The organism is Chryseobacterium sp. 2P, assembly GCF_059579425.1.
Map to the genome: position 1 here is coordinate 833,740 of NZ_CM184194.1, position 26,723 is coordinate 860,462.

General features: G+C 37.9%; 18 protein-coding genes. 13 read left to right on the forward strand and 5 right to left on the reverse strand.

Going from position 1 to position 26,723, the window contains the following annotated elements:
- Positions 1 to 11 precede the first annotated feature (11 nt).
- The 5 genes from AC52CF_RS03700 (at position 12) to AC52CF_RS03720 (ending at position 8,531) form a co-directional block, all read left to right on the forward strand.
- Entirely contained in the window at positions 12 to 2,396 is a 2,385-nt protein-coding gene (locus AC52CF_RS03700; RefSeq protein ID WP_496517875.1) for a TonB-dependent receptor, read from the forward strand.
- A gap of 48 nt (positions 2,397 to 2,444) precedes the next feature.
- Positions 2,445 to 3,032 carry a hypothetical protein gene (locus AC52CF_RS03705; RefSeq protein ID WP_116097566.1) on the forward strand — a complete coding sequence of 196 codons (588 nt, stop codon included), beginning with the start codon at positions 2,445 to 2,447 and terminating at the stop codon, positions 3,030 to 3,032.
- A gap of 153 nt (positions 3,033 to 3,185) precedes the next feature.
- Positions 3,186 to 4,520 (forward strand): trigger factor, encoded by a 1,335-nt coding sequence (locus AC52CF_RS03710; protein WP_235129765.1) that lies wholly within the window; start codon positions 3,186 to 3,188, stop codon positions 4,518 to 4,520.
- A gap of 114 nt (positions 4,521 to 4,634) precedes the next feature.
- Positions 4,635 to 5,330, forward strand: coding sequence for a hypothetical protein (locus AC52CF_RS03715; RefSeq protein ID WP_496517876.1), 696 nt, complete (start codon positions 4,635 to 4,637; stop codon positions 5,328 to 5,330).
- Positions 5,331 to 5,669: 339 nt separating this feature from the next.
- Entirely contained in the window at positions 5,670 to 8,531 is a 2,862-nt protein-coding gene (locus AC52CF_RS03720; protein WP_496517877.1) for a M16 family metallopeptidase, read from the forward strand.
- Positions 8,532 to 8,914: 383 nt separating this feature from the next.
- On the opposite strand, the gene AC52CF_RS03725 is transcribed toward AC52CF_RS03720, so the two are convergent.
- Together AC52CF_RS03725 and AC52CF_RS03730 are read right to left on the reverse strand one after the other, a co-directional pair.
- On the reverse strand, positions 8,915 to 9,499 hold the full coding sequence (locus tag AC52CF_RS03725) for a DUF3109 family protein (RefSeq protein ID WP_214590726.1): 585 nt from the start codon (positions 9,497 to 9,499) through the stop codon (positions 8,915 to 8,917).
- A gap of 5 nt (positions 9,500 to 9,504) precedes the next feature.
- A complete protein-coding gene (locus AC52CF_RS03730; protein ID WP_214590725.1) occupies positions 9,505 to 10,410 on the reverse strand; it encodes a DUF6427 family protein in 906 nt (301 codons plus the stop codon).
- Between the two features lie 42 nt (positions 10,411 to 10,452).
- Here AC52CF_RS03730 and AC52CF_RS03735 point away from each other — a divergent pair, with 42 nt between their 5' ends.
- Complete coding sequence (locus tag AC52CF_RS03735) at positions 10,453 to 10,686, forward strand: DUF6341 family protein (protein ID WP_214590724.1); 234 nt, start codon at positions 10,453 to 10,455, stop codon at positions 10,684 to 10,686.
- A gap of 77 nt (positions 10,687 to 10,763) precedes the next feature.
- Here the strand turns inward: AC52CF_RS03735 and AC52CF_RS03740 are convergent, their stop codons facing one another.
- The 3 genes from AC52CF_RS03740 to AC52CF_RS03750 form a co-directional block, all read right to left on the reverse strand.
- The gene (locus AC52CF_RS03740; protein ID WP_214590723.1) at positions 10,764 to 11,201 is read right to left on the reverse strand and encodes a universal stress protein; all 438 of its coding nucleotides are present in this window, start codon (positions 11,199 to 11,201) and stop codon (positions 10,764 to 10,766) included.
- 59 nt (positions 11,202 to 11,260) lie between these two features.
- Positions 11,261 to 11,866 (reverse strand): fumarylacetoacetate hydrolase family protein, encoded by a 606-nt coding sequence (locus tag AC52CF_RS03745; protein ID WP_496517878.1) that lies wholly within the window; start codon positions 11,864 to 11,866, stop codon positions 11,261 to 11,263.
- Positions 11,867 to 12,985: 1,119 nt separating this feature from the next.
- The gene (locus AC52CF_RS03750) at positions 12,986 to 13,384 is read right to left on the reverse strand and encodes a putative signal transducing protein (RefSeq protein ID WP_214590721.1); all 399 of its coding nucleotides are present in this window, start codon (positions 13,382 to 13,384) and stop codon (positions 12,986 to 12,988) included.
- Between the two features lie 1,950 nt (positions 13,385 to 15,334).
- Between AC52CF_RS03750 and AC52CF_RS03755 the strand changes: the two genes are divergently transcribed.
- From AC52CF_RS03755 to AC52CF_RS03785, 7 genes are read left to right on the forward strand one after another with little or no spacing between them, the layout of a single operon-like run.
- Positions 15,335 to 16,936 (forward strand): T9SS type A sorting domain-containing protein, encoded by a 1,602-nt coding sequence (locus AC52CF_RS03755; RefSeq protein WP_214590720.1) that lies wholly within the window; start codon positions 15,335 to 15,337, stop codon positions 16,934 to 16,936.
- A 5-nt stretch (positions 16,937 to 16,941) separates the two neighbouring features.
- Positions 16,942 to 20,337, forward strand: a complete 3,396-nt coding sequence (locus AC52CF_RS03760) for an RHS repeat domain-containing protein (RefSeq protein WP_290264972.1) — start codon at positions 16,942 to 16,944, stop codon at positions 20,335 to 20,337.
- A gap of 7 nt (positions 20,338 to 20,344) precedes the next feature.
- Complete coding sequence (locus AC52CF_RS03765) at positions 20,345 to 23,938, forward strand: DUF6443 domain-containing protein (RefSeq protein WP_290264975.1); 3,594 nt, start codon at positions 20,345 to 20,347, stop codon at positions 23,936 to 23,938.
- On the forward strand, positions 23,938 to 24,366 hold the full coding sequence (locus AC52CF_RS03770; protein ID WP_214590715.1) for a hypothetical protein: 429 nt from the start codon (positions 23,938 to 23,940) through the stop codon (positions 24,364 to 24,366). Before AC52CF_RS03765 ends, AC52CF_RS03770 begins: the two co-directional genes overlap by 1 nt.
- Before the next feature lie 28 nt (positions 24,367 to 24,394).
- Positions 24,395 to 24,742, forward strand: coding sequence for a hypothetical protein (locus tag AC52CF_RS03775; protein ID WP_375191093.1), 348 nt, complete (start codon positions 24,395 to 24,397; stop codon positions 24,740 to 24,742).
- Positions 24,743 to 24,759: 17 nt separating this feature from the next.
- Positions 24,760 to 26,115 carry an RHS repeat domain-containing protein gene (locus AC52CF_RS03780; protein WP_496517879.1) on the forward strand — a complete coding sequence of 452 codons (1,356 nt, stop codon included), beginning with the start codon at positions 24,760 to 24,762 and terminating at the stop codon, positions 26,113 to 26,115.
- A 2-nt stretch (positions 26,116 to 26,117) separates the two neighbouring features.
- On the forward strand, positions 26,118 to 26,573 hold the full coding sequence (locus tag AC52CF_RS03785) for a hypothetical protein (protein WP_290266244.1): 456 nt from the start codon (positions 26,118 to 26,120) through the stop codon (positions 26,571 to 26,573).
- Positions 26,574 to 26,723 lie beyond the last annotated feature (150 nt).

Sequence of the window (26,723 nt, forward strand, 5' to 3'; positions counted from 1 at the left end):
TCTATTTAACAATGAAATTGATCTATAGCTTTATGCTTATCCTTTGCGGATTTGCATTCACCAACGCACAGCAGGCTTATACGGTAGAAGGAACAGTTCAGGATTTTCACGATAAAACCATGCTGGAAAATGCATCCGTGAAAATTGGAGATTTTTCTGCAAAAACCGATAAAAACGGTAAGTTTTCAATCAATAAAATTCCTGCGGGAAAATATATACTCATTGCTAAACATCCTGATTGTAATGATTATACTGAAAATGTAGGAGTTACACAGGATTTGCATTTAACAATTACGCTTGAACATCATATTCAGGATATCGAAACGGTGACCATTCACGGAAACCATAAAAGCAACGGATCTTTAGTAATCAAAACACTTGATAAATCTGAAATTCAAAGAAATTCCACAGATAATTTAGGAAATTTACTGACGAAGATTTCGGGAGTCAGTGCTTTGAAAACAGGAAATAATATCTCAAAACCTATTATTCACGGGCTTTACGGAAGCAGAATCTCTATCTTAAACAATGGAGTGAGACTTGCCGAACAGGAGTGGGGAGTAGAACACGCTCCAAATGTGGATATTAATAATTTCCAGCATATCGACGTTATCAAAGGTGCTTCTGCATTGAAGTACGGAAGTGATGCGATTGGCGGAGTCGTGGTGATGGAACCTGAAATTTTCCCTAAAAAGGATACTTTAAAAGGTTCAGTCGGTCTTACCGGAATTTCAAACGGAAAAGGAATGGCTCTGGATGCGGATGTTGCGAAAATCTGGAAAAACGGATGGGCGGTAAAAACCGGAGGAAGCATCAAAAAACTGGGAGATCAGAATGCTCCAGATTATAACCTGATGAACACAGGAATGGATTTTTCTTCGTTTAATTTTACCGTTCAGAATAATACTTACGAGAGAGGAATTTCTTTTGATTATTATTTAACCAACCAGAATATAGGAATTTACAGAGGTTCTCACGTGGGAAACAATGAAGATTTTTACAACGCAACTACTACGAAAATTCCGGTTTACACAGGAACTTTCAGTTATGATATTGATAATCCGAGACAGGTAATCGAGCATCATATTGCGAAAGTTTCGGCTTTCAAAAGATTTGAAAATATCGGGAAAGTTTCTGCGACGTACAGTTATCAGTACAACCACAGACAGGAATATGACATCAGAAGAGGAGAACTGAAAGATACGCCTTCTCTGGATCTGGAACTGATGACGCATCAGTTTAATCTTAATGATTTGCTGGAAAGAGGGAAGTTTTCTCTGGAAACGGGAATTGATGCGAGTTTTCAGAACAATTATTCGGATCCGGCGACAAAAGCAAGACGTCTGATTCCGAACTATGATAAATATGCGGCAGGTTTTTATTCCGTTTTTAAATATAAAATCTCCGGCAATTTCAATGTGGAGGCAGGAGCGCGATACGATTTTACGCGTTATGATGTTACCAAATGGTACGATAAAAGCGATTGGGAGAAGAGATATGCAGATTCTTATCCTCAGTTTTATGTAAAAACGGATCAGAACAGGATTCTTACGCGTCCTCAACTTAATTATAACAATGTATCATTCAATGCAGGATTAGAATATCGTCCGAATTCATCTTTTGATCTGAAATTCAATTATGCAAAAGTGGGCAGAACACCGAATATTGCGGAACTATTTTCAGACGGACTGCACCATTCAGCCTCTGTGATCGAAATCGGAGATATGGGACTGAAAAATGAACAGGGACATCAGTTTAATCTTACGGTGGATTCAAAATTCAACGTTTTAAAAGGATTGAATGTTTCTGTAAATCCTTACTTTTTTATCACCAAAAATTTCATCAACGAAGTTCCTACAGGAGTTCAGAATACGATCAGAGGAGTATTTCCCGTGTGGTCTTATCAGCAGATCGATGCCAAAATGTATGGGGTAGATCTGGATGTTAATCTTAAACTTACGGATCATCTTACTTATGTAGGAAAGGGAAGTTATGTTTACGGACAGGACGACACAAACAATGTTCCGTTGATTTTAATGATGCCTCCGAATTTTTCCAATGCATTACAGTTTAAAAAGGAAAACTGGAATCAGTTCTATTTTACTTTAGAAAACCAGACTTTTCTTAAGCAGAACAGATTTCCGGTGTATAATGCAACCATACCTATATATATAGACGGAGATGAAGTGGAAAAAACGGTGGATCTGAGTACTCCGCCAAACGGTTATTCTCTCTGGAATATCCAGACAGGAATCAACATCAGCAAAAATCTTTCTGCGGGACTTATCGTGAACAATCTTTTCAATGTTTCGTACAGAGATTATCTGAACAGGATGAGATTTTTCTCGGATGAGGCAGGAAGAAACTTTATTCTCAACTTTAGATACAGATTCTAAAGATTTTTAAAACCATCAGACAAAATATCAACCTTAAAATTTAAAAAAATGAAATTATTCAATACTAAAAATATCATCAAATTATTAGCTGTTTTATTCATCGCCATTACCGTAGTTTCCTGTCAGAGAGACGGATCTGCAGCAGAAGACGATCTTCCTCAGGAAGACCTTACCAACATTATTTTGAATGTGAAAGATGTTGCGGCGGGAACTACCCAAACGTACAATTACAGCATGGGAGCGGGAGGAGCTCAAGCGATTAAATTAACCGACGGAAAAACCTATCAGGTAACTGCACAGTTTAAAAACGGAAACGAAGATGCCACTCAGGAAATTAAAGATGCAAAAGACGAACACTTTTTAATTTTCAATTTCCCGAATTCAGATATTACTTTAACGCGTACAGATGATGCTTCTTCTACAAGAGCAGACGGAAAACGGGTAGGTTTAAAAACAGAATGGGTGGTCAACAAAGCCGTTAAAAATCCTTCTGCAACAAGCCAGCTGATTTTCACTTTATATCATGAACCGGCAAGTGTAACTGAAGATTCCCAGACAACCACAAACGGCGTGATCTACGGAACTCAGGTAGGAGGAGAAACAGATGCACAGGCAAACTATACTATTACGAATTAAAATAACCTTTTAATATCTTTAATCTTGTTAGTAAAACCATCGGAAATTTTCCGGTGGTTTTTTAATTTAACAATATTTAGCTTTTAAGTTGATTTTAAATGAACGATTTTCATAAAATTTTTATATTTTTGCAACCTAAAATTTTAATCAATAATGAAGGTTACTGCAAAAAACCATGATGATGTAAGTGCATTGCTTACAGTGACATTGGAAAAATCTGACTATAAAGAAAAAGTTGATAAGCAATTGATTAATTATGCTAAAAATGCGCAAGTTCCTGGTTTCAGAAAAGGAAAAGTGCCTTTGAGTATGGTTAGAAAACAATATGAAGCAGGTATTGCTTTTGAAGAAATCAACAAGCAGGTTTCTGATGCTTTAAACAGCTACGTAAACGAAAACAAACTAAGATTAGTTGGTCAGCCGGTTCCACAGCCAGTAAACGAATTCGATTACAATGCGGATCAGCTTGAAGTTGCTTTTGAAGTAGGATTTGAGCCTGAATTCACTATTGACCTGGCTAAATATGAAGCTCCTCACTACAAAGTAGAGGCTTCTGAAAAAGAAATCAACAAAAGTATTGAGAACATGCAGAAGCGTTTCGCAGAGCAGGCTCCTCAAGAAAAAATCAATAAAGATTCTTACATCGCTTTAGAAATTTCTCAGGTTGTGGAAGAAGATGCTGAAGGAGAGCACCACCACCATCCGAAGAACGTTACCATTACTGCTGAAAACAAAGAAGCTTTCAAACTGGTAAAATCTTTGAAAATGGACGGTTCTGTAAAAGTTTCTAAAGAAACGCTTGCTGAAAACGAAGAACTGGCTAAAGAATTAGGATTCTCTAAAGAAGAAGTTGAGCATTTACACCACAACGAAGTGGAAGTAAAAGTAAAAGATTTCTACGGTCTTAACTTAGCTGAACTTAATCAGGAATTATTCGATAAAGTGTACGGAGAAGGAAACATCAAGTCTGAAGAAGAACTTAAGGAAAAAGTAAAGTCTGAATTAGACGAATACTTCCAGCAAAATGCTGATGTTCACTTTGTGAATAAAGTATTGGAGCAGGTTTCTGAAAAAGAAGAAGTAAAGCTTCCTGAAGCGTTCCTTGTAAAATGGTTAATGTTCTCTAACCAGAACATCCAGTCTGAAGAGCAGGCAAAAGAAATCCTTGAATCTGAGAAAAACCAGTTGAAATATCAGATCATCGAAGGAAAATTGATGAGTGATAACGACATCAAATTAGATTATGCTGATGTTTTAGGACAGGCTGAACAATTGGTAAGAAATCAATTAGCTATCTACGGAATCCACCATTTAGGAGACGAAGAGATCCAGAAATACGCTGTTGAAATGCTGAAAGATCAGGAGCAGGTAAGACAAATTTCTTCTGAAGTTGCGATGACGAAGCTGAAAGATGTAATCCTTGAAAAAGCAACGAAAAAAGAAACTGCAATTTCTCACGACGAGTTTTTGGAAGAGCTTAAAAAGTAATTTATTTTACTATAAATATTTGAAAACCACTGTTTTTACAGTGGTTTTTTTATTGATAAAACATCTGTATTTATTTGTTTAATATTCCTATATTTACGCTTATAAACTTAATTTATGAAAAAGATCATCATTCCGTTTTTTTGCGCTGTGCTTTTTTCTACTTCGGTAGCTGCACAAAATACTACTGCAGCTCCGGCTAAAACGGAAGCTGTAAAATCTAAGCTTACTCCAAAAGAAGTTATCGATAAATATCTTACAGCTCTTGGAGGAAAAGATAAACTTGAAGCGGTGAAATCAATTGTGATGGAAAATACAATTTCGGGGGCTGCGCTTCCGGGAGAAATCACAATGACGACCAAAAAAATGGGCAGCAAGTTTAAGTCTGAACAGTTTTTTATGGGACAGAAAGCGGCTTCTCAGTATTTTGACGGAGAAAAAGGGTATATGGAGCAGATGGGCAACAAAAGCGAAATTCCGGCAGATAAACTGGGAGATTTAAAGAAAGGAAAAATTATTGATGCTTTAGGATACGATTATACAAAGTTCAAGGATGTTACCACAGAAAAAATCGACGGAAAAGATTATAATGTATTAACTTCGGATAAAGGAAAATTCTATTTTGATGCTTCTACAGGTCTTTTATATAAAGCAGATGCAAAAGAAGGAACGGCCTTTACGAAAGATTATTTAACGGTAGACGGAATTAAATTCCCCTCATTAATTGAAGCACAGGGAGGAGGACAGACCATGACTATTAAAACAACAAAGGTTACTCTTAATGCAGGAGTTACAGATGCGGATTTTAAATAAAACAACTTTAATTTAACATAATAAAATCGGGTTTTGCCCGATTTTTTTGTTGATATACTATTTTTAACTAAAGTTTAACTAAAAAAAGAAATTCTTTACATTCTGAATTTATATTTTTGCGGTATTAAACACAAAAACATACTGATGAGAAAAGATGACATTACTTTGGCTTGGGCTTTCCCTTTTAAAGCTGTTCTCATTTTCTGAAATTCAAATCTTTTATCGGAAATTATTAACGATAATTAACTCAATTTTAACTTAAAATAATAATTTAAACATTTCCACGTTAAGTGAATAAATTATATTTTTGAACCATAAAAATTAATAATCGAAACAACTATGAAAAAAATGTTTTCGTCGCTTGCAGTTGTCTTTCTGATGTCTGCCAATGCATTTGCACAGAATATTCCTATGGATCCTTCTGTAAAGACCGGTACACTTCCGAATGGGATGAAGTACTACATCAAAAAAAATACATTGCCCGAAAAGAAAGTAGATTTCAGACTGGCAATTAATGCAGGATCTATTCTTGAGGATGAAAACCAAAGAGGGCTGGCTCATTTCATGGAGCACATGAACTTCAACGGAACAAAAAACTTTCCTGATAATAAACTTGTGGATTTTCTTCAGTCAATTGGAGTAAAATTCGGACAGCACTTAAACGCTTACACCAGCTTTGATGAAACGGTTTATATGCTTCCCGTTCCTTTAGACAAACCCGGAAATCTGGATGCAGGTCTTAAAGTGATGGAAGACTGGGCATTTAACGCCACGCTTTCTGATGAGCAGATCAATAAAGAAAGAGGGGTTGTTCTTGAAGAATTAAGACTTGGTTTGGGAGCAGACAAAAGAATGTCGGATAAATACCTTCCGAAATTATTGTACAACTCTCAGTACGCCAACAGACTTCCAATCGGGAAGAAAGACGTTTTGGAAAACTTCAAACCGGACGTCATCAGACAGTTTCATAAAGACTGGTACAGACCGGATCTGATGGCAATTGTAGTGGTGGGAGACATCAATGTGGACGAAGTTGAAAAGAAAATTAAAGATAATTTCAGCAAATATAAAAATCCCTCAAAACCAAGAGAAAGAAAGAGCTTCGATCTTCCGAACCATAAGGAAACTTTAGTGGCTGTGGAAACAGATCCGGATGCTACAAGATCTATGGTACAGTTCATCATGAAAGATTCTGAAGCATATCAGCCGGATGTTACGGTAGAGCAGTACAACCAGAGTCTTGTGGAGCAGCTTGCTTCCACCATGCTGAATAACAGATTAGGAGAGCTGGTAAACTCAAATAATCCTCCTTTCACGTATGGATATGTTTATCATGGCGGAACCTATGCAAGAAGCAAAGAAGCTTTTCAGGGAATGGCAATGGTGAAAGACGGAAACCAGCTTAATGCGTTAAAAGTTCTTCTGGAAGAAACGGAAAGAGCGAAAAGATTCGGGTTTACACAAACAGAATTAGACAGGGCAAAATCTCAGATAATGTCTAATATCGAAAGAACCTACAACAACAGAGATAAAACTGAAAGTGATATTCTTGTAGACGAATATGTAAGAAATTTCCTTGAGCAGGAACCAATGCCGGGAATTGCATGGGAATATGAAGATACTAAAAAATTCTTACCTTCCGTAACGCTGGCTCAGACTAATGAAGTCATTAAAAAACTGGTAAAAGACGACAGTAGAGTAGTGGTAATCACCGGTCCTAAAAAAGACAATGTTCAGATGCCAACGGAAGCCATGGTACTAAATACTTTTGAAGGAGTAAAAATGGCAGATCTTAAGCCATATCAGGAAAAAGCTACCATTAAAAATTTAGTAAAACCTTTCAAATCTGAAGGTACGATTGCTAAAACAGAAACTGATGCCAAATTAGGAACCACAACATGGACACTGAGCAATGGCGCAAAAGTTATTTTCAAGAAAACAGACTTTAAAGACGATGAAATTGTTTTTGCAGCGAGAAGTTTAGGAGGAAGTTCTGTAATTAATGATGCTGATTTTATTAAAACCCAGTTTGCTTTTCCTGCTTTATCGGAAGCTGGAGTTAATGGTTTCTCCAAAGCAGATCTTACCAATTATCTTGCAGGAAAGCAGGTAAATGTAAATCCGTCAATCGGAAATGTAACGGAAGGAGTTTCCGGAAGAACGACCAGAAAAGATCTGGGAACAGCAATGGAATTAATGTATGCTTATTTTACAGGTTTGAATTACAATCCTGATGCATTTAATGCTTACAAAACAAAGCAGTCTGCGATGATGGATAACCTGTTGTCCAATCCTCAGTTTTATTTCTCCAGTGAGCATGCGAAATTCATGAATCAGAAAAATCCGAGATTTGTAGGAATTATCCCGATGGAGAAAGACTGGGCAAATACAGATTATAAAAAAGCGTACGATATTTATAAAGAGAAATTCTCAAATGCCGGAAACTTCCAGTTTTATTTTGTAGGAAATATTGATGAGGCAATATTCAAAAATGAAGTGTTACAGTACATTGCAAGTCTTCCTTCAAGCGGAAAAACGTCTACTTTTAAAGATACAGGATACAGACAGATCACCGGAGATTATTCAAAGGTCTACAAAAAAGGAAAAGATCCTAAAAGTATGGTAACGATCTCCTATACCGGAGAAACGCCTTACAACGAAAAAGAAGCATTGGCATTAGAAGCTCTTGGAGAAGTGGCAACCATTAAAGTGATCGAAAAGCTGAGAGAAGATGAAAGCGGAATTTACGGAGGCGGAGCAAGAGGAGGAATGTACAAAGTTCCGTTCAGCAATTACAGTTTCAGCATCAATTTCCCTTGCGGACCTGAAAATGCTGAGAAGTTAACGAAAAGTGCAATTGCAGAGCTTCAGAAGTTAATTGATAAAGGACCTGAACAGAAAGACCTTGATAAATACAAGGAAGGGGAATACAATGATGATAAAACCAATATGAAAGACAATATGTATTGGATGAACGCGCTTACCAAAAATCAGCTTGACGGAAGCGATAAATATGAAATCCTTAACTATCAGGAAAAAGTAAAAGCTTTAACCGTAAAAGACCTTCAGGATGTAGCTAAGAAATATCTTACAAAAGGCAGAATCGTGGCAACTCTGATGCCGGAAGACGGTTGGGAAAAAGCCAAAAAAGAGGAAGCTAAAGCTGAAACAGCAGTTATAAAAGCCGGAGCAGCAAAATAATTTTCGATATAAAGTTCAATTAAAAACCGTTCTGTAGATTTTACAGAACGGTTTTGCTTTATTAATGTGAGATTGATTTAGATCACCAAATTATTGCATTTTGTCAATTACCTAAGTTTTAATCTGATTTAAAACCTACAAAAATCAGCTTAAGACATAATTGATGATTAGTTTTGGCTAAAGCCAATTCCTATTGATATATTTATCTTGTCCTTCTATCAAGTCCATCTTTACTGATAAGGCTGAATGCAATTCAGTTAAAGTTGAAAAAAATCTTAAAACCTAAAAACCTTACAACTCTAAACCCTCAGACTCTCAGACTCTCAAACTCTTAAACTCTCAAATCCTCAAACCCTATCACTCTTTAAGCCTTTTACCCAAAATTAAGATCCATACTCCTTCTTCCATTCATCTGCCACTTCGCTCAGAACCTCGTAAAATTCTTCACCGTATTTTCGGATCAAAGGCGTTTTCAGGAATTTATACACAGGAACCTGCAATTCTTTGCCTAAAGTACAGGCATCGCTGCAAATCTTCCAGACATCATAATTCAATGCTTTAAAGGTAGAATATTCTTTAATACGGATCGGATAAAGATGACAGGAGATCGGCTTCTGCCAGTCTACTGCACCGTCCTCATATGCTTTTTCAATACCACATTTTGTAATTCCTTTTTCATCAAAAGTTACGTATGCACATTCGCGGTTTTCTACCATCGGTGTTACATACATTCCATCCATCGGATCGGTTGTCCAGGTTCCTGTTTTTTCGATGGATTTAATACCTTCCTCAGTAAGATAAGGCTTCACTTTTTCAAAAATACCATCTAAAATTTCCAGTTCGTCCTTATCCAAAGGAGCACCTACATCTCCTTCCACACAACACGCACCTTTACATTTAGAAAGGTTACACACAAACTCTTCAGAAAAAATATCCTCAGAGATCAATTTATCGTCTATCTGAATCATAATCTTTAAAATAAATTAAAATAAGTTCCGGCTTTAAAACCGATTAAACTGAAAATAAGCAGCCACAAACCAACTTCCTGCATCCAGTATTTTGGCAGAAACCGAAGCATTCTGCTGATGATAATAGTAGACGGAAAGGCAAGAAGAAGTAAATATTCATAATTTTTATTCATGTAAAGAATAATCGTAATCAGCTGCGCCATCGAAAAAACGAGCAGGAAAGTATATTTATATCGGCTTATCGGGCTTTTTTTATTATAATTTCTGAAATGATCGTACACAGCGTAGATCAGCATACCAATTACCGGAATTAAAGGCAGAAGCTCTGTGTAATCTGTCATAGGTTTCATCTTTCCGAAAGGAAAATAATCCATGTTCCAGCTTTTAAAATCAATAAAAAACATTACCGAAAAATAGCTGAACACAATTAAGATAATCCCCAGCAAAAACCTGAAAATATTCAGACTGATTCTCTCGGAAGTAGCAATGACGTGAATAATCACAAAAACCGCCATAGGCCATGTCGTCGGAAGAAAAATAAAATTCAGCGCAACAATAGAACCTACCAGAACGTAAGATTTCTTTCTGATATCTTCGTTTGTACTGGTTAAAAGCAGTAAAAGAAAAGAGTTGGTAAGAAGAGCGACTGCGATTCCTATATCTAAATGTCCCGGATAAAGCCCGAAAACAAAAAAAGTATACAAAAATAACGGAAGGTGCGTCTGGTAATTGAGTGCAATACTGTGAAAACAGAAATATCCCAGAGCAATTCCCAGAAAAGTAATTCCGGCAATAATCCCCTCATAAGTGTTGAAATTCAATAAATTAAAAGTTATTACTATTAAAAGAAGAAAACCAATATAAACAGGAATTGAAAAAATATTGCTTTCTTTTGAAAGTAATTTAAACATTTTTTATAAATTTGTACAAAGTTAATTTAAAAAAGGAAAATAATGACGTCTTTCTTTCTATTCTTAAGCAAAGTTTTCAAATGGTCTTTCGGTTTCTTTGATGCTTTCGGTAATGTTTTGAACTGGATTCTGTTTATCGTTTGCTGCGCACTGTTCACTTACTGGTGCTACGTTTTGGTAGTTACTCTGGGAGGTGATAAAGATAAAGACTACTATTCTCCAACGGAAGGTAAGCATCCTTACTACGATCCGAAAATCTACAAAAATGAAGGTTAATTAATTGGTTATATAGTAAAAAGCCGATCAAATAATTTATTTGGTCGGCTTTTTTATTTAACGGTTAAAATTACTTTTTAGTCATGTATCGGAAGAACCAGAACAGGAACTTTAGAATCCTTCGTGATCCCTTTTGTTAAGCTTCCCACGAAAACATCATAAATCCCGCTTCTTCCGTGTGATCCCATCACGATAAAATCAGCTTTTTTATCTTCTGCATGTTCCAGAATAATATCTTTGGCGATTCCCTGTTTAAGAATATGTTCGCAGTCTACATCATGAGCCAGAATTCTTTGCTGAATCTTGTTCAGCTGAACAAGCTCTTCCCGGATCTCGTTTTCCTCAACTTCCGGAAAATACTGAAACCCCATATCTCCTATGGCAAAGCCAATATCCGATGGCGCAACGTGAATGATATAAATTCTGCCGTTAACCTGCTTAGCAAATTTTACGGCTCCTTCCAGAAGCTGTTCTGTTTTGTCCCCAAAATCTACGGGTAATACAATATTTACCATAACCTTTAATTTTGTTTACTAAAGATAGGAAAATTATGCCAGAAATTATGTTAAATTACTTATAATATTCGGATATCAAGAACTTTTTCTTCTTCCAGATAAGCTTCCAGAATATCATTTTCCTCCACTTTACCTACCCCTTTCGGAGTTCCGGTGAAAATAAGATCTCCCACTCTTAAAGGAAAATACTGTGATACAAAAGCAATAATATCATCAATGGTGAACATCATGTCTTTCGTATTTCCGTCCTGTACCTTTTCCTTGTTCTTCAGTAAAGAAAAATTCAGGGAATCCAGATTAAAATTTTCCTTTTTAAAGAAATTTCCCACCACTGCAGAACCGTCAAAACCTTTCGCTAGTTCCCAGGGCAGTCCTTTGGATTTTAATTCACTCTGAAGATCTCTTGCGGTAAAATCAATTCCCAGCCCGATTTCCTCATAATGTTTGTGTGCCGTTTCTTTCTGGATGTATTTTCCGCCTTTTGATATTTTCACAACAACCTCCAGTTCGTAATGTACATCCTCTGAAAACTCAGGAATGTAAAAATCATTTCCCTTCAAAACCGCTGTATCCGGCTTCATAAAAATAACCGGTCTTTCAGGGATTTCGTTGCCCAGTTCTTTTGCGTGTTCGCTGTAATTTCTTCCTATACAGATTATTTTCATACTCTTTTATTTTGTCTTTGCGAGAATCGAATGCGACGAAGCAACCTCAGTCTCACATTATTTAATAAATTTTTATTTTAATGATCGTATACTTCCATCCTCCATCTTCCAACTTCCTTCTTTTTTAGGAGCTTTTTCCCGCTTTCCGCTGTATCTTTTGTTCCGCTTTGCTTCACAAAAGGATGCCGCTGCAATCGAGGCTATGAGAAGGAAACGGTTAATTTTTACGAGTTAATCATGAATTTTCCAATATATAATATTTATTTGTAAAAGAAAATTCATTCCTCATCGATTATAAATCATCAATTATCAGTCATCACTTATCACTTATCACTTATCAATTATCAATTATAATTAAAGACCACCCCGTCAAAAATTCATTCGAATTTTTGCCACCCCTCCAAAGGAGGGGAATTGTTGCTGCTTTTTTTCAATATTATCCTTATGATATAATAACAATAACAAAGATACTGTCATTTGCTGAGTGAAACGCCTTTAGGAAAGGAAAATATACACAATATTTTATTGTTTTCTTTTTTTATTGATTTCTTGCTTTTCGCTGTATCTTTCAATCATCAATCATCAATCATCAATCATCAATCATCAATCATCAATCATCACTTATCACTTATCAACCATAATAAAAGACCACCCCGTCAAAAATTCATTTGAATTTTTGCCACCCCTCCAAAGGAGGGGAATTGTAACGGCTTTTTCAACATTATTGTGTCGTACAAATACGGAGAACAAATATACTGTCATTTGCTGAGTGAAAAGCCTTTAGGAAAGGAAAATGTACACAATATTTTATTGTTTTTTTTAATTGATTTCTTGCTTTTCACTGTATCTTTCAATCATCAATCATCAATCATCAATTATCACTTATCAATCATAGTTAAAGACCACCCCGTCAAAAATTCATTTGAATTTTTGCCACCCCTCCGGAGGAGGGGAATTGTTACGTCTTTTTCAACATTATTTTGTCGTACAAATACGGAGAACAAATATACTGTCATTTGCTGAGTGAAGCGCCCTTGCGAACGGAAAATATCCACAATACCTTCAAAAAAATATTGCGATCATTGCGTTAAAAAAACATTACGTCACTTTCTAAAACCATTAATGCGTAAACTCATTCCCGCAATAATAACAGACAAATTTATGACTCGCTAAAATCGAAATTCCGAAAAAACTCGTTGCGCTGTCGTCCCTGTAAATGTGATTGGAACCACATTTCGGACAAACGAAATCAAATTCAGGATCTGCAATGGTGTGTTCCACCTCCAGAGAAAATTCTTCGTTTTCCTTGTAATCTTTCAATGCCTGATTGGCTTTTTCAAGATCCACTTCAAAAACCTGAAGCTGAATTCCGCCAACCGCCTGAGAAAGCAGCCAGTCCGACTGGATCAGCTGTTCATTCGCGATAAAGCTGTTGATGCCGCTTTCCGCCAGAATCTGTTTGTCACGGTTCGCCTGAAGCGCCGTTTCGTAAAATTTGAATTTAACCAATTCACTCATCGTCTTTTTACTTTTTCCATGTTTTTTATAAATATAGTTATTTTTATTTTTTTAAGTGAATGAACTTACGTAATGTAAGCGCAACAGATTCAAATTTATTTTCTTATAAAACTTTAAACAAATCATTGTAAACCCAACCACCACCGTGGGCTGAGCGGAGCCGAAGTGCACATCATTTTCACCCCATTTTAAACAGATCATTGTCAATCACACCCGCCACCGTACGCTGAGCAGAGTCGAAGCGCACATCATCCTGAATTAACCATTCCAAAATTGTTTAAACCCGCAAAGGACGCAATATTTTTTAACACACTCTATCTGTTTAGGGCGCAAAGATTTTATCTCCGATAAAATTTTAATGAAGATATTTCTAAGGCAACCGTACGCTTCGGCTCCGCTCTGCGTACTTTTTGGTTGATTTGTTTGATTGACTGAATTTCTGAAAATCTGTTTTTTTTGCTTGTTTTTGAATGATGTTTTTTGATGAACGGAGTAAAATTACCAAAGAAATGTCCATTCTCCACCATCATAAAAAATTCTGACTGGTTTTGACTGCTTTTGACCGGTTTTGACCGGTTTTGACCGGTTTGAAAACCCATTTCTTCGGATCATGTTCGGGTCTTCTTCGGATTGGCTTCGGAAAAATGGGATTTTTTCCGAAGAAACACCGAACAACAGCCGAAGGATTCCGGAAGAATTTTATGAAAGTATTTCTGCTTTTGTACGCTTCGGCTCCGCTCAGCGTACTTCATTGCTACTCCATTTTAAACAAATCATTGTCAATCAACCCGCCACCGTACGCTTCGGCTCCGCTCAGCGTACTTCAATGATACTCCATTTTAACAAATCATTGTAACGCAAACCTGCCACCGTGGGCTGAGCGTAGCCGAAGCCTACGGTGTTGCAATTCCATTAAACGGATCATTGTACCCACACCCATTACCGTGCACTGAGCGGAGCCGAAGCACACATCATCCTGAATAACCCTCCCCAAAATTGTTTACAATCGCAAAGGCGCAAGATTTTTAACATCAAAGTTGTTTAAAGTAAAATGGCAGAAAACTCTATAGAGTTTTATCTGTGTAGACACCATATTCGCAAGGCGTTCTGCGTTCCGTAGGAACGCTATCTTTAGAAAATTTATCGTATTTAAGATATCAATCCTATGGATTGATTGACGGATTTATTCTTATTTCTACACAGATTCTGCTCCTAAAGGAGCAAACTCTTTACTTTAAACAACTTCATGCTCTATCTATTAAGGCGCAAAGATTTTATCTCCGATAAAATTTTAAGGCGGATATCTTTCGCTTCGACTCTGCAGAGCGTACATCAATGCAACTCCATTTAAACAGATCATTGTCAATCAACCCACCACCGTACGCTGAGCGGAGTCGAAGCGCACATCTTTGCCACACTATTTTAAACAAATCATTGTAACGCAAACCTGTCACTGTAGGCTGAGCGGAGTCGAAGCCTACGGTGCTGCAATTCCATTAAACAAATCATTGTCAATTACACTCACCATCGTGCGCTGAGCGGAGCCGAAGCGCACAATAAATAAATTTTGCGTTGAAAAATATTTTCTCTAATTTCGTTTCCAGATTATAACGGGAAAATGGGAAGCTCCACGCTTTCTTTTTTTTTCGATTAATTTCCAACCTTTTTAAAAATTTTTGCATCTTTAAAATAAAACGACACCTTTTGTCGTTACAGGGGTGTAACTTTGCAGAAGCTAAAAAGACTAAAAGCTTTTTACCATTCTGATTTTTAAAAAAACTAAAAACAGGCTGTCAAAAGCCGATAAAAAAACAAAAACCATGAATACAATAAATGATTTTCGAGCAGATTCTATCCGGGATAATTTTTTAAGAATGAGGGTTTCCTTATTTTTTTAACCCGTTCTATTCTTAATTTCACCTTTACAATAACGTTAAAATTACACTAAGTATGAAAAAACTCAGCATGAGTGTCTTCACTCTGTGCAGCATTCTGGGGGTATATGCCCAGGAAGTAGTCTGGCAGAAAGACATCCGGTCCTCTACGCAGGACTTTCTCTCACAGGTCACCACGACCATCGATCAGCAGTATTTAATTACCGGAAGCAGCATCCGTCCTGACAACCATCAGCCAGCATCCGGCAGCCAAAAGCAGAACAACGGTTACGATTTCCATGTGGTAAAACTCAACCAGCAGGGCGAAGAGGTATGGGAAAAATATTTCTCTGGGAAAAACCATGATTTTTTGTCGGCAACGGTTAATACGCAGGAAGGAGGATTTCTTCTGGCAGGTTCCAGCTATTCGGGGAGAGGGCTTGATAAAAAAGACGATTCCAAAGGCGGATCGGATTTCTGGCTGATCCGCATCAACGAATTCGGCGATGAATTATGGCAGAAAACCATAGGCAGTGCTGCGGATGAAGAAGTAAGGGCGGTGATTCAGACCACAGATATGGGATTCTTTGTCACTGGCAATGTGCAGAACCCACCGAAAGGCTACGGCTCCAAAGATGTTCTGGTAGTACGGCTGGATAAAAACGGGAAGGAACTATCCCAATTGGTATTAGGAGGTAAAGGTCTGGATGAAGTGGAAAAGATGATTCCTACCAAAGACGGGGGAGCCCTGTTAGGGATCTATTCGAGAAGCGGGGCTTTGGTAGGAAGCGGGAAGGCAGAAGCTGGAAGTAAAGCCAAGCAGACAGAAAATTTTGGCGAAGGCGATTACTGGATCGTGAAACTTTCGAAAGACGGAAAAGTGGAATGGGAAAAGAATTTCGGAGGAAAAGGCGATGATCATGTAAGAACACTGGCACTAACTTCAACAGGCTATCTGATCGGTGGGGAATCCAGATCGGAAAGATCGGGAAATAAATCCGTCGGTATTGAAGAGGGTACAGACCTCTGGTTGATCTCCATTGATGAAAGGGGCGAAGAACTCTGGCAGAAATCCTACAGCTTTAAAAACAGGGATGTTCTGATGGGAATGAGCGTCATTGCCGGAAAGCAGGAAGACGGAGGCGGGAAGTCTAAGGGAATTCTCTTGGGCGGTTACACACAGGCGGAAGGCAGGATTGAAAATGATGACGAGACTTTCTGGATGCTGTATCTGGACCAGAACGGAAACGAGCAGTGGAGAAAGCACGTAAAAGGAGAATCCCGAAAGAAAGAGGAACGGTTATCTGATATTAAGCTGAACCGTGACGGATCGATTGTTCTCGCAGGAACCAGCGCAGAGGAGTTGGGCAAAGAAAACTGGAAGATCGTAAAGCTGGGTGACAAACAGGTTGACCAGCTGATCGAAAAGCAGGATATCAGGATCTACCCGAACCCGGTAACGGATTATGTGTATGTGGAGCTTGGGTTTGAGGGCTTGAGAGAAGGCGCATTTGAGGCTGAGATTGCGGTGTATGATATGGGCGGAAGAAAGCTCGAAACGGTAAAAACAAAAAACAAGATCACCAAGATCAATACCCAGCCTCTGATTCAGGGGGCATATCTGGTGGTGGTGAAAACCAATGACAAAACGGCGAATGCCAAATTGATTAAAAAATAATACAAATGAGAAAATATTTAATAGGAATTGTCTTTTGTCCTGTAATACTTATTTCAGGACAGGAGTTAAGCTTTATTCCAAGTTCTCCCCAGTCTTTTCAGTTTACAAGAGAAAAAAGTGTCTCTGAAGATGAGCATACCGGAAAATTAAATATAAATATTCCGCTGCTCAGCTTAAATGGCAATAAAATTTCAACCGCTCTATCATTACAATATTTTGGTGCCGGGGTTAAGGTAGATGACCTTCCCAATGATACAGGAATGACATGGATGATAAATGCCGGAGGAATTATAAGCCGCACCGTAAATGGACTTCCCGATGAAAACACTGATAGATTAACTAAAAATTATAATGAAATTACTCAGAATGCCGCTTCTGACTGCGCAGCAGATGATATCTTAAGAAAAGTCTGCTATCAGCCTACGGCAATAGATTCGGAAAGAGATGTTTTTAATGTCAAAGTACATAATATTTCTGCATCTTTTTATTTGGACGAAAACTTTAACCCTTACTTTATGAAGAATGATTCTGATGTAAAGATTAAGACAATTAACGCTGATCCCAACTTAGGAAACAGAAGCTTTACAGGGTTTGAAATGACGGATACAAACGGGATAAGATACATTTTCGGAGGTTCACTGGATTACAGAGAAATGACGGGATCTAAGATGATGCCTGCTCCCGGCGGAATAAGCAATTATGCCGATACTTCTTATTTCTTAAAGGAAATTATCCATCCTAATAATGAAAAAATCTCTTTTACATATGAAAACTCCGATTTTGAAACCCATACGGTTTTCGAAAATGATATCTGCTATTTATTTTCAGGAAACAATTTAGATCCATCTAATAATCCTGTTTCTGTTCTTTCACCGGAGATAAAAAAATCTTTTCAGACATTATATGTATTAAACAAAAAAAGAATTAGCCAGATCACTTCAACCGAAAGCAATCGGATGATAAAGTTCAATTATGATACAAAGATCAATTCTGAATTCAAAACATATTTATCGTCCATTGAACTGAAAGAAAATAATACGGAAAAAGAGAAGATAGTATTTAATTATGTTTTTGACGGTGCCAAAAATAATAACAGATCCCAACGTTTCTTTCTTACCTCTGTTCAGCTGTATAAAAATAATGTCTTTGAAAAAAAATATAATTTTTCTTACAATGATCCTTTAGAACTCCCCAAGAGAATTTCTTACGAACAGGATATGTATGGCTATTATAATAACAAAACCTTGAATCAGTCTTTAATTGCTTCTTTTCATAATTATATGCTGCCGCTTTCACCGGCATATACCCCTGCTGTTTTAAATTCTTTCGGAGAAAGAACACCAGATTTTTTCTATGCTTCCAAAGGTCTGTTAACCGAAGTGAATTATCCTACAGGAGGTAAAACCACCATTGAATATGAAGCTCCTCCTATGAGAGATCTGCAGCAGATAAACGGAGGAGTAAATCTGCTCTTCAATAATAATGTTATGGAGCCTGACCGTTTATATGGTGAGTGGATCATAGAAAATATTTATCAGCCTCAAACAGTTAATATTAATTATTCAATGGGTTCTGATAATTATAACGGGAATCATACCCAACAGTTTTCATGGAAATTAATTGATCTTGACACGGGACAGACACTATTAACCGGCGGCCGTATATTAGGATACAGCAGCCAGATACAAACCCAAACATTTCAATTTTTACCCGACAAACATTATAAGCTGATTGCACAGGCAGGAGCCAATAATCCTCCTATATCTGTAAACAGTTATGTTATGGCTAACGTTGCATTAAGCTACACCCAACTTTCTGACAATTCTGTAGACGGCTATGGAATAAGGGTAAAATCTATAAAAGATACCGATCAGGGAGTGGTGAAAAGCTATAAAAGATTATATTATAATCCTGCCGAAATTTACGATCATCAAAGTTTACCTGTTTTAAAAACAATTCCTCAGATAAGCACTGTTTCTATAGGAGATCATCATGCTGCCGGTCCTGCTATAACGTATGCTTTGCATAGTTCAAATAATACGAGTGATATGTACAACAGCAATCTTCAGGAGCGTTATGAGTTTGTAACGACCAGTGTGGGGGGAGACCATTTTGAAAACGGTGGTTATGAAAAAATGTTCAGAAAAGATTATAACGAGCCTAATCAGGTTTTAACAATTGATCCGGGACCCGGATATTGGTCTTCAAGTGTATCTACAGGACTTAACTATAGTGCTTTTATACAGAACGTTATTACAAGCGCATTTTTCAGTGCAAAATCCAACCGTTTGACGTTCAGTGGTAATGTGTTGAGAACCAGGGATTTTGTAAAGGTAGGCAATAATATTTTCAGAAACAGACAAACCAATTATTCCTATAACTATCAGATTTTAAAAGCACAGCCTAATCTCATTGTGTTTAAAATGTATGATGAAAGCACATTGGCGCTTTGCAGCTATGGAGATGTTCAAAGAATTTCTAATTATCATTTGGGATTATACAATCATTACACGATAGATGCTAAGCTTCGCAAAGAGGAAGTGGTAGAGTATATAGATTATATGCCTTTAGAAACCTCTCTTTCTGACCTATCCTATGATGATTATCTCAACCCTAACTACCGTAAACTGATTACCACAAAAAATTATGACTACTCTTCAATGCACAGCCAGGTTACCAAACAAACCCTCACAACCCCTGAGAACAGCATCACAGAGACAAATTATCAATATGCCCACGAAAAAAGCAACCAGTTAATGATCTCTAAAAACATGATCGGCATTCCATTGGAAACCACCGTTACGCAAACTGTTGGCGGTGTTACCAAAACGTTGGGCAAAACAGAAACGGTGTATCCGGTTTCCCTTCCTACGCCTCAGGCAGGAAATCTCGTGCTTCCGTTATCCCAGAAATCGTACGATAAACTCAGCGGTACTTCATCCACTGATGTTACCTACGACAAATACGATGAAAAAGGAAACATCCTTCAGTACACCACCAAAGACGGAATTCCGGTAGCCATTGTCTGGGGATACCACAAAACCCAGCCCATTGCCAAGGTGGAGGGAATCACTTACGACCAGCTGACCTCCTCAGTTCCGGTTTCAGGGATTGTAACGGCTTCCGACAATGATGCTGCAGATCCTTCACAGGAAAACCTTCTTCTCGATGCCCTAAGCAGCTTCAGGAAACAGTCGGCTCTTTCAGGAAAGCTGATCTCCACCTACACCTATGATCCGCTGATCGGGGTAACCAGCATTACGCCACCATCCGGAGTAAGACAGACCTACACCTACGATTCGGCAAACAGGCTGAAAGAAACAGGAGTAAGAGGGAAAAACAGCGCGGGAAGCTATATCAACAAAAAAGTGTCTGAAAACAAGTACAACTACAAACCATAACACAAACATGAGAAAATACAGTACCACCAAAACATTCTCCCTGTTGGGGCTGAGCATTGCCGCGATGTCCTTCGCACAGTCCCAGAACGAGAACTACATACAGTCCCGGAGCTGTCTGAATGACGACTGCAGCCGGAAATCCGAGACCATCACTTATTTTGACGGTCTGGGAAGACCCAAGCAGATCATCAGTGTGAAAGCGACACCCGGCGGAAAAGACCTGGTAACCCCCGTTACCTATGACGGCTTCGGAAGACAGGTGAAAAACATCCTTCCCGTTCCTGCCGCCACCCAGAACTCCTCCATCCATACCGGAATTACCGATGAAACCGCTGCCAACTCCTATTACGGGGTTTCCAATGCATATTCTGAAAAGGAAATGGAAAACTCCCCGCTGGACAGGGTATTGCAGCAGGCAAGCCCGGGAGAGCCATGGAAGATGAGCTCGGGACACACCCAGAAGCTGAAGTACGAAACCAATCTGGGAACAGAGGTGAAGAAATTTATCACCAGTACAACGACCAGTACCGTGAACAATGTTTCCACTACGGTTTCCACGCTTTCGGTTTCTTCAGATAATTCGGGATATTATCCTGCCGCAACACTGTACAAAAATACCGTTACCGATGAGGACGGAAATCCTGTAACGGAATTTAAAAACGGACAGGGACAGACGATTCTGATCCGCAGAAATGACGGCACGCAGAATGTGGACACGTATTACGTGTACAACGAGTACAGCCAGCTGGCTTTCGTCCTTTCCCCGAAAGCGGTAAAACAGATTTCAGATAACAGTAACCTGATTACGGATGCGATTTTAAACGAGCTCTGCTACCAGTACCGGTACGACGGAAGAGACCGTCTGGTTGAAAAAAGACTGCCCGGAAAAGAATGGGAACTGATGGTCTACGACAAACAGGACCGTTTGGTGCTCACGCAGGATGCGATCCTGAGAACAGTAAACAATAACTTCGGAAGCAAAGGCTGGCTTTTTACCAAATATGATGAGTTCGGAAGAGTGGCATATACCGGTTTCTTCTCCAACACCGCATCGAGACAGGTAATGCAGAATGCCCTGAACAGCATGACCGCCAATCCTTACAATACCGAAAGAAGAACCTCCACCTCCTTTAATCTGCAGGGGCTGGACGTATACTACGACAAACAGGCATTTCCTACAGGAAGCATGATCCTGCTTTCGGTTAATTATTACGACACCTACCCTCCCGAAGCTCCGGCGGTTCCTGCAACGGTTCTCGGGCAGCATACGATGAAACAAACCCTGGGAAGCAGTGAAGATGCTTCCACGATGGGAATTTTAACCGCTGCCTACGTTAAAAACATCGAAGACAACAACTGGACGAAAACCTACAGCTATTATGATTCGATGGGAAGAGCAATTGCCACCAAAAGCACCAACCATCTCGGAGGGTACACCAACACCGAAACCGAGCTGGATTTTGCAGGAGTTCCTTTAAAAACCAATACCTATCACCTCAGAAAGCAGGGCGAAGTCGGGGTAACGGTACAGGAAAGATTTGAATACGATTCCCAAAACAGGTTGGTAAAACATTACCATCAGGTAGACAATAATCCTGAAGAACTGCTTGCCGAAAACACCTACAACGACCTGTCTCAGCTTGTGAACAAGAAAGTAGGCTCTACATCGGGTTCTGCACCCCTGCAAAGCATCGATTACGATTACAACATCCGCGGATGGATGACAGACATCAACAAAAACCAGATGGCGGCTACCGATCTTGGCGGAAAACTGTTTTCCTACAAAATAAAATATACCAGTCGCGAGGGGATCGAAAATCCGGATACAGCTCAGTTTTCAGGAAAGAATGTTGTCCCGAAATACAACGGGAATATTACAGAGGTAGACTGGAGAGCCGTAGAATCTATTGGGGCAAATCCATCAACAACCCCGAAAAGATACGGGTATGCCTATGATAAAATTAACAGGCTTACAGCCGGGTTTTACCAGAATCCACAGAATCCTTACAGCAAGGAAAATATGGAATCTCTGGTGTATGACCTGAATGGGAATATTTCCAGCCTTTACAGGACTTCGGTGATGGAAAACGGAAGCACTACAGCAACGGTAATTGATAATCTTACTTACGATTATACCGGAAACAGAGCAACTAAAATTAAAGACATCAGCGGAAACTCTACCGGATATGAAGGAACAGCGGGAAATACCATTGGGTATGATGTGAACGGAAACATGAAAAATATGATCGATAAAAGCATTACAGCCATCGGTTATAATTATATGAATCTGCCCAATTCGTTAACAATTAATCTGGGACAGCTAACCACCGATATTGCCACAAAATATAGAGCAGACGGAAGCAAGGTAAGAAAGGAAACTACGAAAACTTCGATAGGAATTATAGGGACAACTACCACTAAGGAAACAACAGATTATCTGGATGGTTTCCAGTATTTCAGTACAACAGGTGGAAATACAGGCGGTGGCGGAAGTACTGAAATGATGATGACTTCAAGAGCTTTTGAGCCGCAGGCTTTTAGCTTGGTTGATCTTACAGGCACCAATACACTGCTTACCATAAAGACTCCTGACTTACAATTCTTCCCGACGGCAGAAGGATTTTATGATTATGTAAAAAATCAATATATTTACCAGTACAAAGATCACTTGGGAAATACAAGGGTAAGTTTCGGAAGAAACAGCGCAGGAGTTCTAGAAATTGTGGATGTTAATGATTACTATCCTTTTGGAATGAATCACCTAAAAAGTGGAAATTCGTTCTTTGGGGCGAGTTCGTATAAAAATTACAAATATCAGTCACAGGAATTACAGGAGACTGGTTTTTATTCGTTTAAGTGGCGAAATTATATGCCGGATGTAGGAAGATTCTTTAATATTGATCCTTTAGCAGAATCCTTCCCATATAATTCTACTTATGCCTTTGCAGAAAACAGAGTTGTTGATGGTAGAGAATTGGAAGGTTTAGAATGGGTTGCAAGTAGAAATTTAGAAGATAAAACGGTCAATCTTCACCTTACTTATAAATTGACTAATAATACAATTAATGCTCTCACAAATCAGCAAGTAGCAACATTAGCAAAAGAACGAGAGCAACAAATTATTTCCTCTTTTGGGGGCAAGGATTCTGAAGGAAATCAAGTAAACATTACTTTCACTCAAAGCGATAAAGCATCTATTATCTGGGATTATAATATGGGATATGATTTAACAGGTGTAGAAGGAGCAGAGAATTTAAACGAAAATGATCGTACTAGAGTACTTGCAACTACAGATGGCTTGACAGATAAAATTGGAGATACACAATCAAATAGAACACAAATAGGTGTTGGAAGAACAACAGGAATAGAATGGACTAAAGACGGATATATTGATTTTACAAAAGATCGTTCAGCAGTTGCAGTTACAGGAGCTCATGAAGATGGTCATGTTTTAGGATTAAAACATAATGATAAAGAAACTGTAAAAAATCCAAAAAGTTTAATGCGAGAATCACAATCGCCAGGGGGTACTCAGATCAGTCCAACTCAAAGAACGCAAGTTATTAAATTAGTAGAAAAACAACAAAAAAAGACTAAATAATGAAAGTAAATAGTAAAATATTTTTGTTTTTAATTTTATTTTTAATAAGTTGTCAAGGTGTAAGATCAATTTATGAAAAGAGATTAAACGTCGATAAAAGCGATATTAATTCAGTTTCTTTACTTGAGAAAACAAAATTAAATAACAATCAGTCAATAATATATTTTTGCGAATCATTTGATAATAAACTTCAAATAGAAGTAAACGGTAAAATAGTATTCGATAGAAAGCTAAAAACAATTGAACAGTTAGGCTATGCAGGTTCTTGCATAGTAGAAAACGATAAAGATGTTTCAATTATAGTTGATAATAAAAAATATATCAAATTAAATTCTGAAAAATTGCCTAAATATAAATTTATATATGTTGCAAAAAATAAAAGGAATTATAAAATTGAATATACTAATAAAGCAAAATCTTTTCGATAGTATACCTGTTCTCGCGGATTTGTAATCTGTGAGCAACAAAAAGAACCCACCGCAATTCCGGTGGGTTTTGTTTCCGAAAAGATACGGCTATGCGTATGATAAAATTAACAGGTTAACGGCAGGGTTTTACCAGAATCCCCAAAACCCGAACAGTAAAGAGAATACGGAGTCTTTAGCGTATGATCTGAACGGGAATATCACCAGTCTGTACAGAACCTCGGTTCTGGAATATGGGAATACAACGCCGACCATGATTGATAACCTGCAATACATCTATGCTTCCGGCAATACCGGCAACAGGCTTACCAACATCAATGATCATGCACAGAATGCAACAGGATACGAAGGCGGCGACAAACCATCGGATATGATCTGAACGGAAACATGATCAGTATGCCGGATAAGGGAATCAGTGTGATCAAATACAATCATTTAAACCTTCCCCATCATCTGGAATACAGCAGGGACGGCATTGAAATGGTGAAACTGGACACAAAATACCGCGCTGACGGAACAAAGCTCCGTAAGGTAAACACCACAACGATTTCCGGAATTAATGGCTACACAACCTCTGTAAAGACCATCGATTACCTTGACGGCTTCCAGTATCAGAACATCACTAATTCAGGTGGCGGAGGCGGAGGAAGCTCGTCTTTTTCAGCATCCAATCTTGAGAGTTCACGAGCCATGGAAACGCAGGCATTCAGACTTGTGGACATCGGAGGTCTGGAACCTGTGGGAATGCTGAAGAATTCTGAACTGCAGTTTTTGCCGACTTCAGAAGGATTTTACGATTACATAAAAAATCAATATATTTACCAGTATAAAGATCACTTGGGAAATACAAGGGTAAGTTTTGGGAAAAACAGCGCAGGCGCTCTTGAAATTGTGGATGTTAATGATTATTATCCTTTTGGAATGAATCATTTGAAGAGTGGAAATTCGTTCTTTGGATCAAGTTCATATAAAAATTACAAGTACAATGGAAAGGAGTTGCAGGAAAGTGGCATGTATGATTATGGTGCGAGATTTTATATGGCGGACATCGGTAGATGGGGCGTCGTGGATCCGCTCGCGGAGAAAATGAGAAGACACTCTCCATATAATTATGCGTTCAACAACCCGATTATGTTTATTGACCCTGATGGGCGTGGACCTTTAAAAATTGGAAATCCTGAAAGTGCCGATGCAAAAAGATTACAAGGTGCTCTATCTAAATCAGAGGCTGGAAGACAAACTTGGCAGAAAATGGTTGACTCAGAAAGGACTATCTATATTCATTATGTAGGTGGTAATGATACAAAAACTGAAGCAGGCTATCTTTCCCGATCTGGAGCTAATGGAGAAACAATGACAGGAAAAATGTATAATGAAATGAAGAGTACTGGAAGTGTTTCTTCAAAATCAATGAATACAATAGGGACATTTAACAAAAATACGGGAGAATATGATAAAACGTCTGATTGGAATGAGACACATATTGTTTTAAGTGAAAAACAAATAGGTATAGCTAATGCTGTAGGAGAGATGACTGATGGAGAAAAAGGAAATAATATGGGAGATATAAAAACAGGGGGAGAAGAAGCTGTGCATTCTATTCAAAATTCAATGGATTTTACGGAAAAAATAAAAAATTCTGATACAGGGGAATATATAGAGAATCAAAATAGTAAACCTTACAATGAGAGACAGCACGAAATAGATGCTAAAAAAGAAGCACAGAAAATGTATAATCAATCAATTAATTAGATATGCAACTAAGATTATTTAAGGTTTTTCTCTTTTTATTAAGTGGCATTTTTTATTCACAAAGTAAACAACAACCTATGAAAGACTGTATTTGTTACACAAATGCAGATTCTACTTTATCCAAACCTTATTATAACCCAGCTCATTCACTTGTCATTAAATCTAAAAAACCTAAAGTTTTTTCATTATCAGGCGGAAGAGTTTCTAAAATAATAAAAGACAATAATTTATATACTATTATTATACAGAGCAATAATTTATTTTACATATATTCAAATCTTGCTTTTATTCCTAAAAAAATAAAAATGGATAAATATATTAGGAAAAATAAGTGGCTTGGGAATGGAAGTTTATTAAAAAATAATTATTCAATAGAATTACAAATTTACAATAAGACAAACATATTATCTGATATAAAAAAATATGTTAAATGTACTGAAGCCCCCCAATCTCGCTGATTTGTAGTCCTTGAGCAATAATAATAATAATAATAATAATAATAATAACCCACCGCAAAACGGTGGGTTTTGTGTTTTATAGCGTAGCTTTGTTTTAGCAAAAAACTCCTGACTTAGAGTTTTTCCCGACGGCAGAAGGATTTTATGATT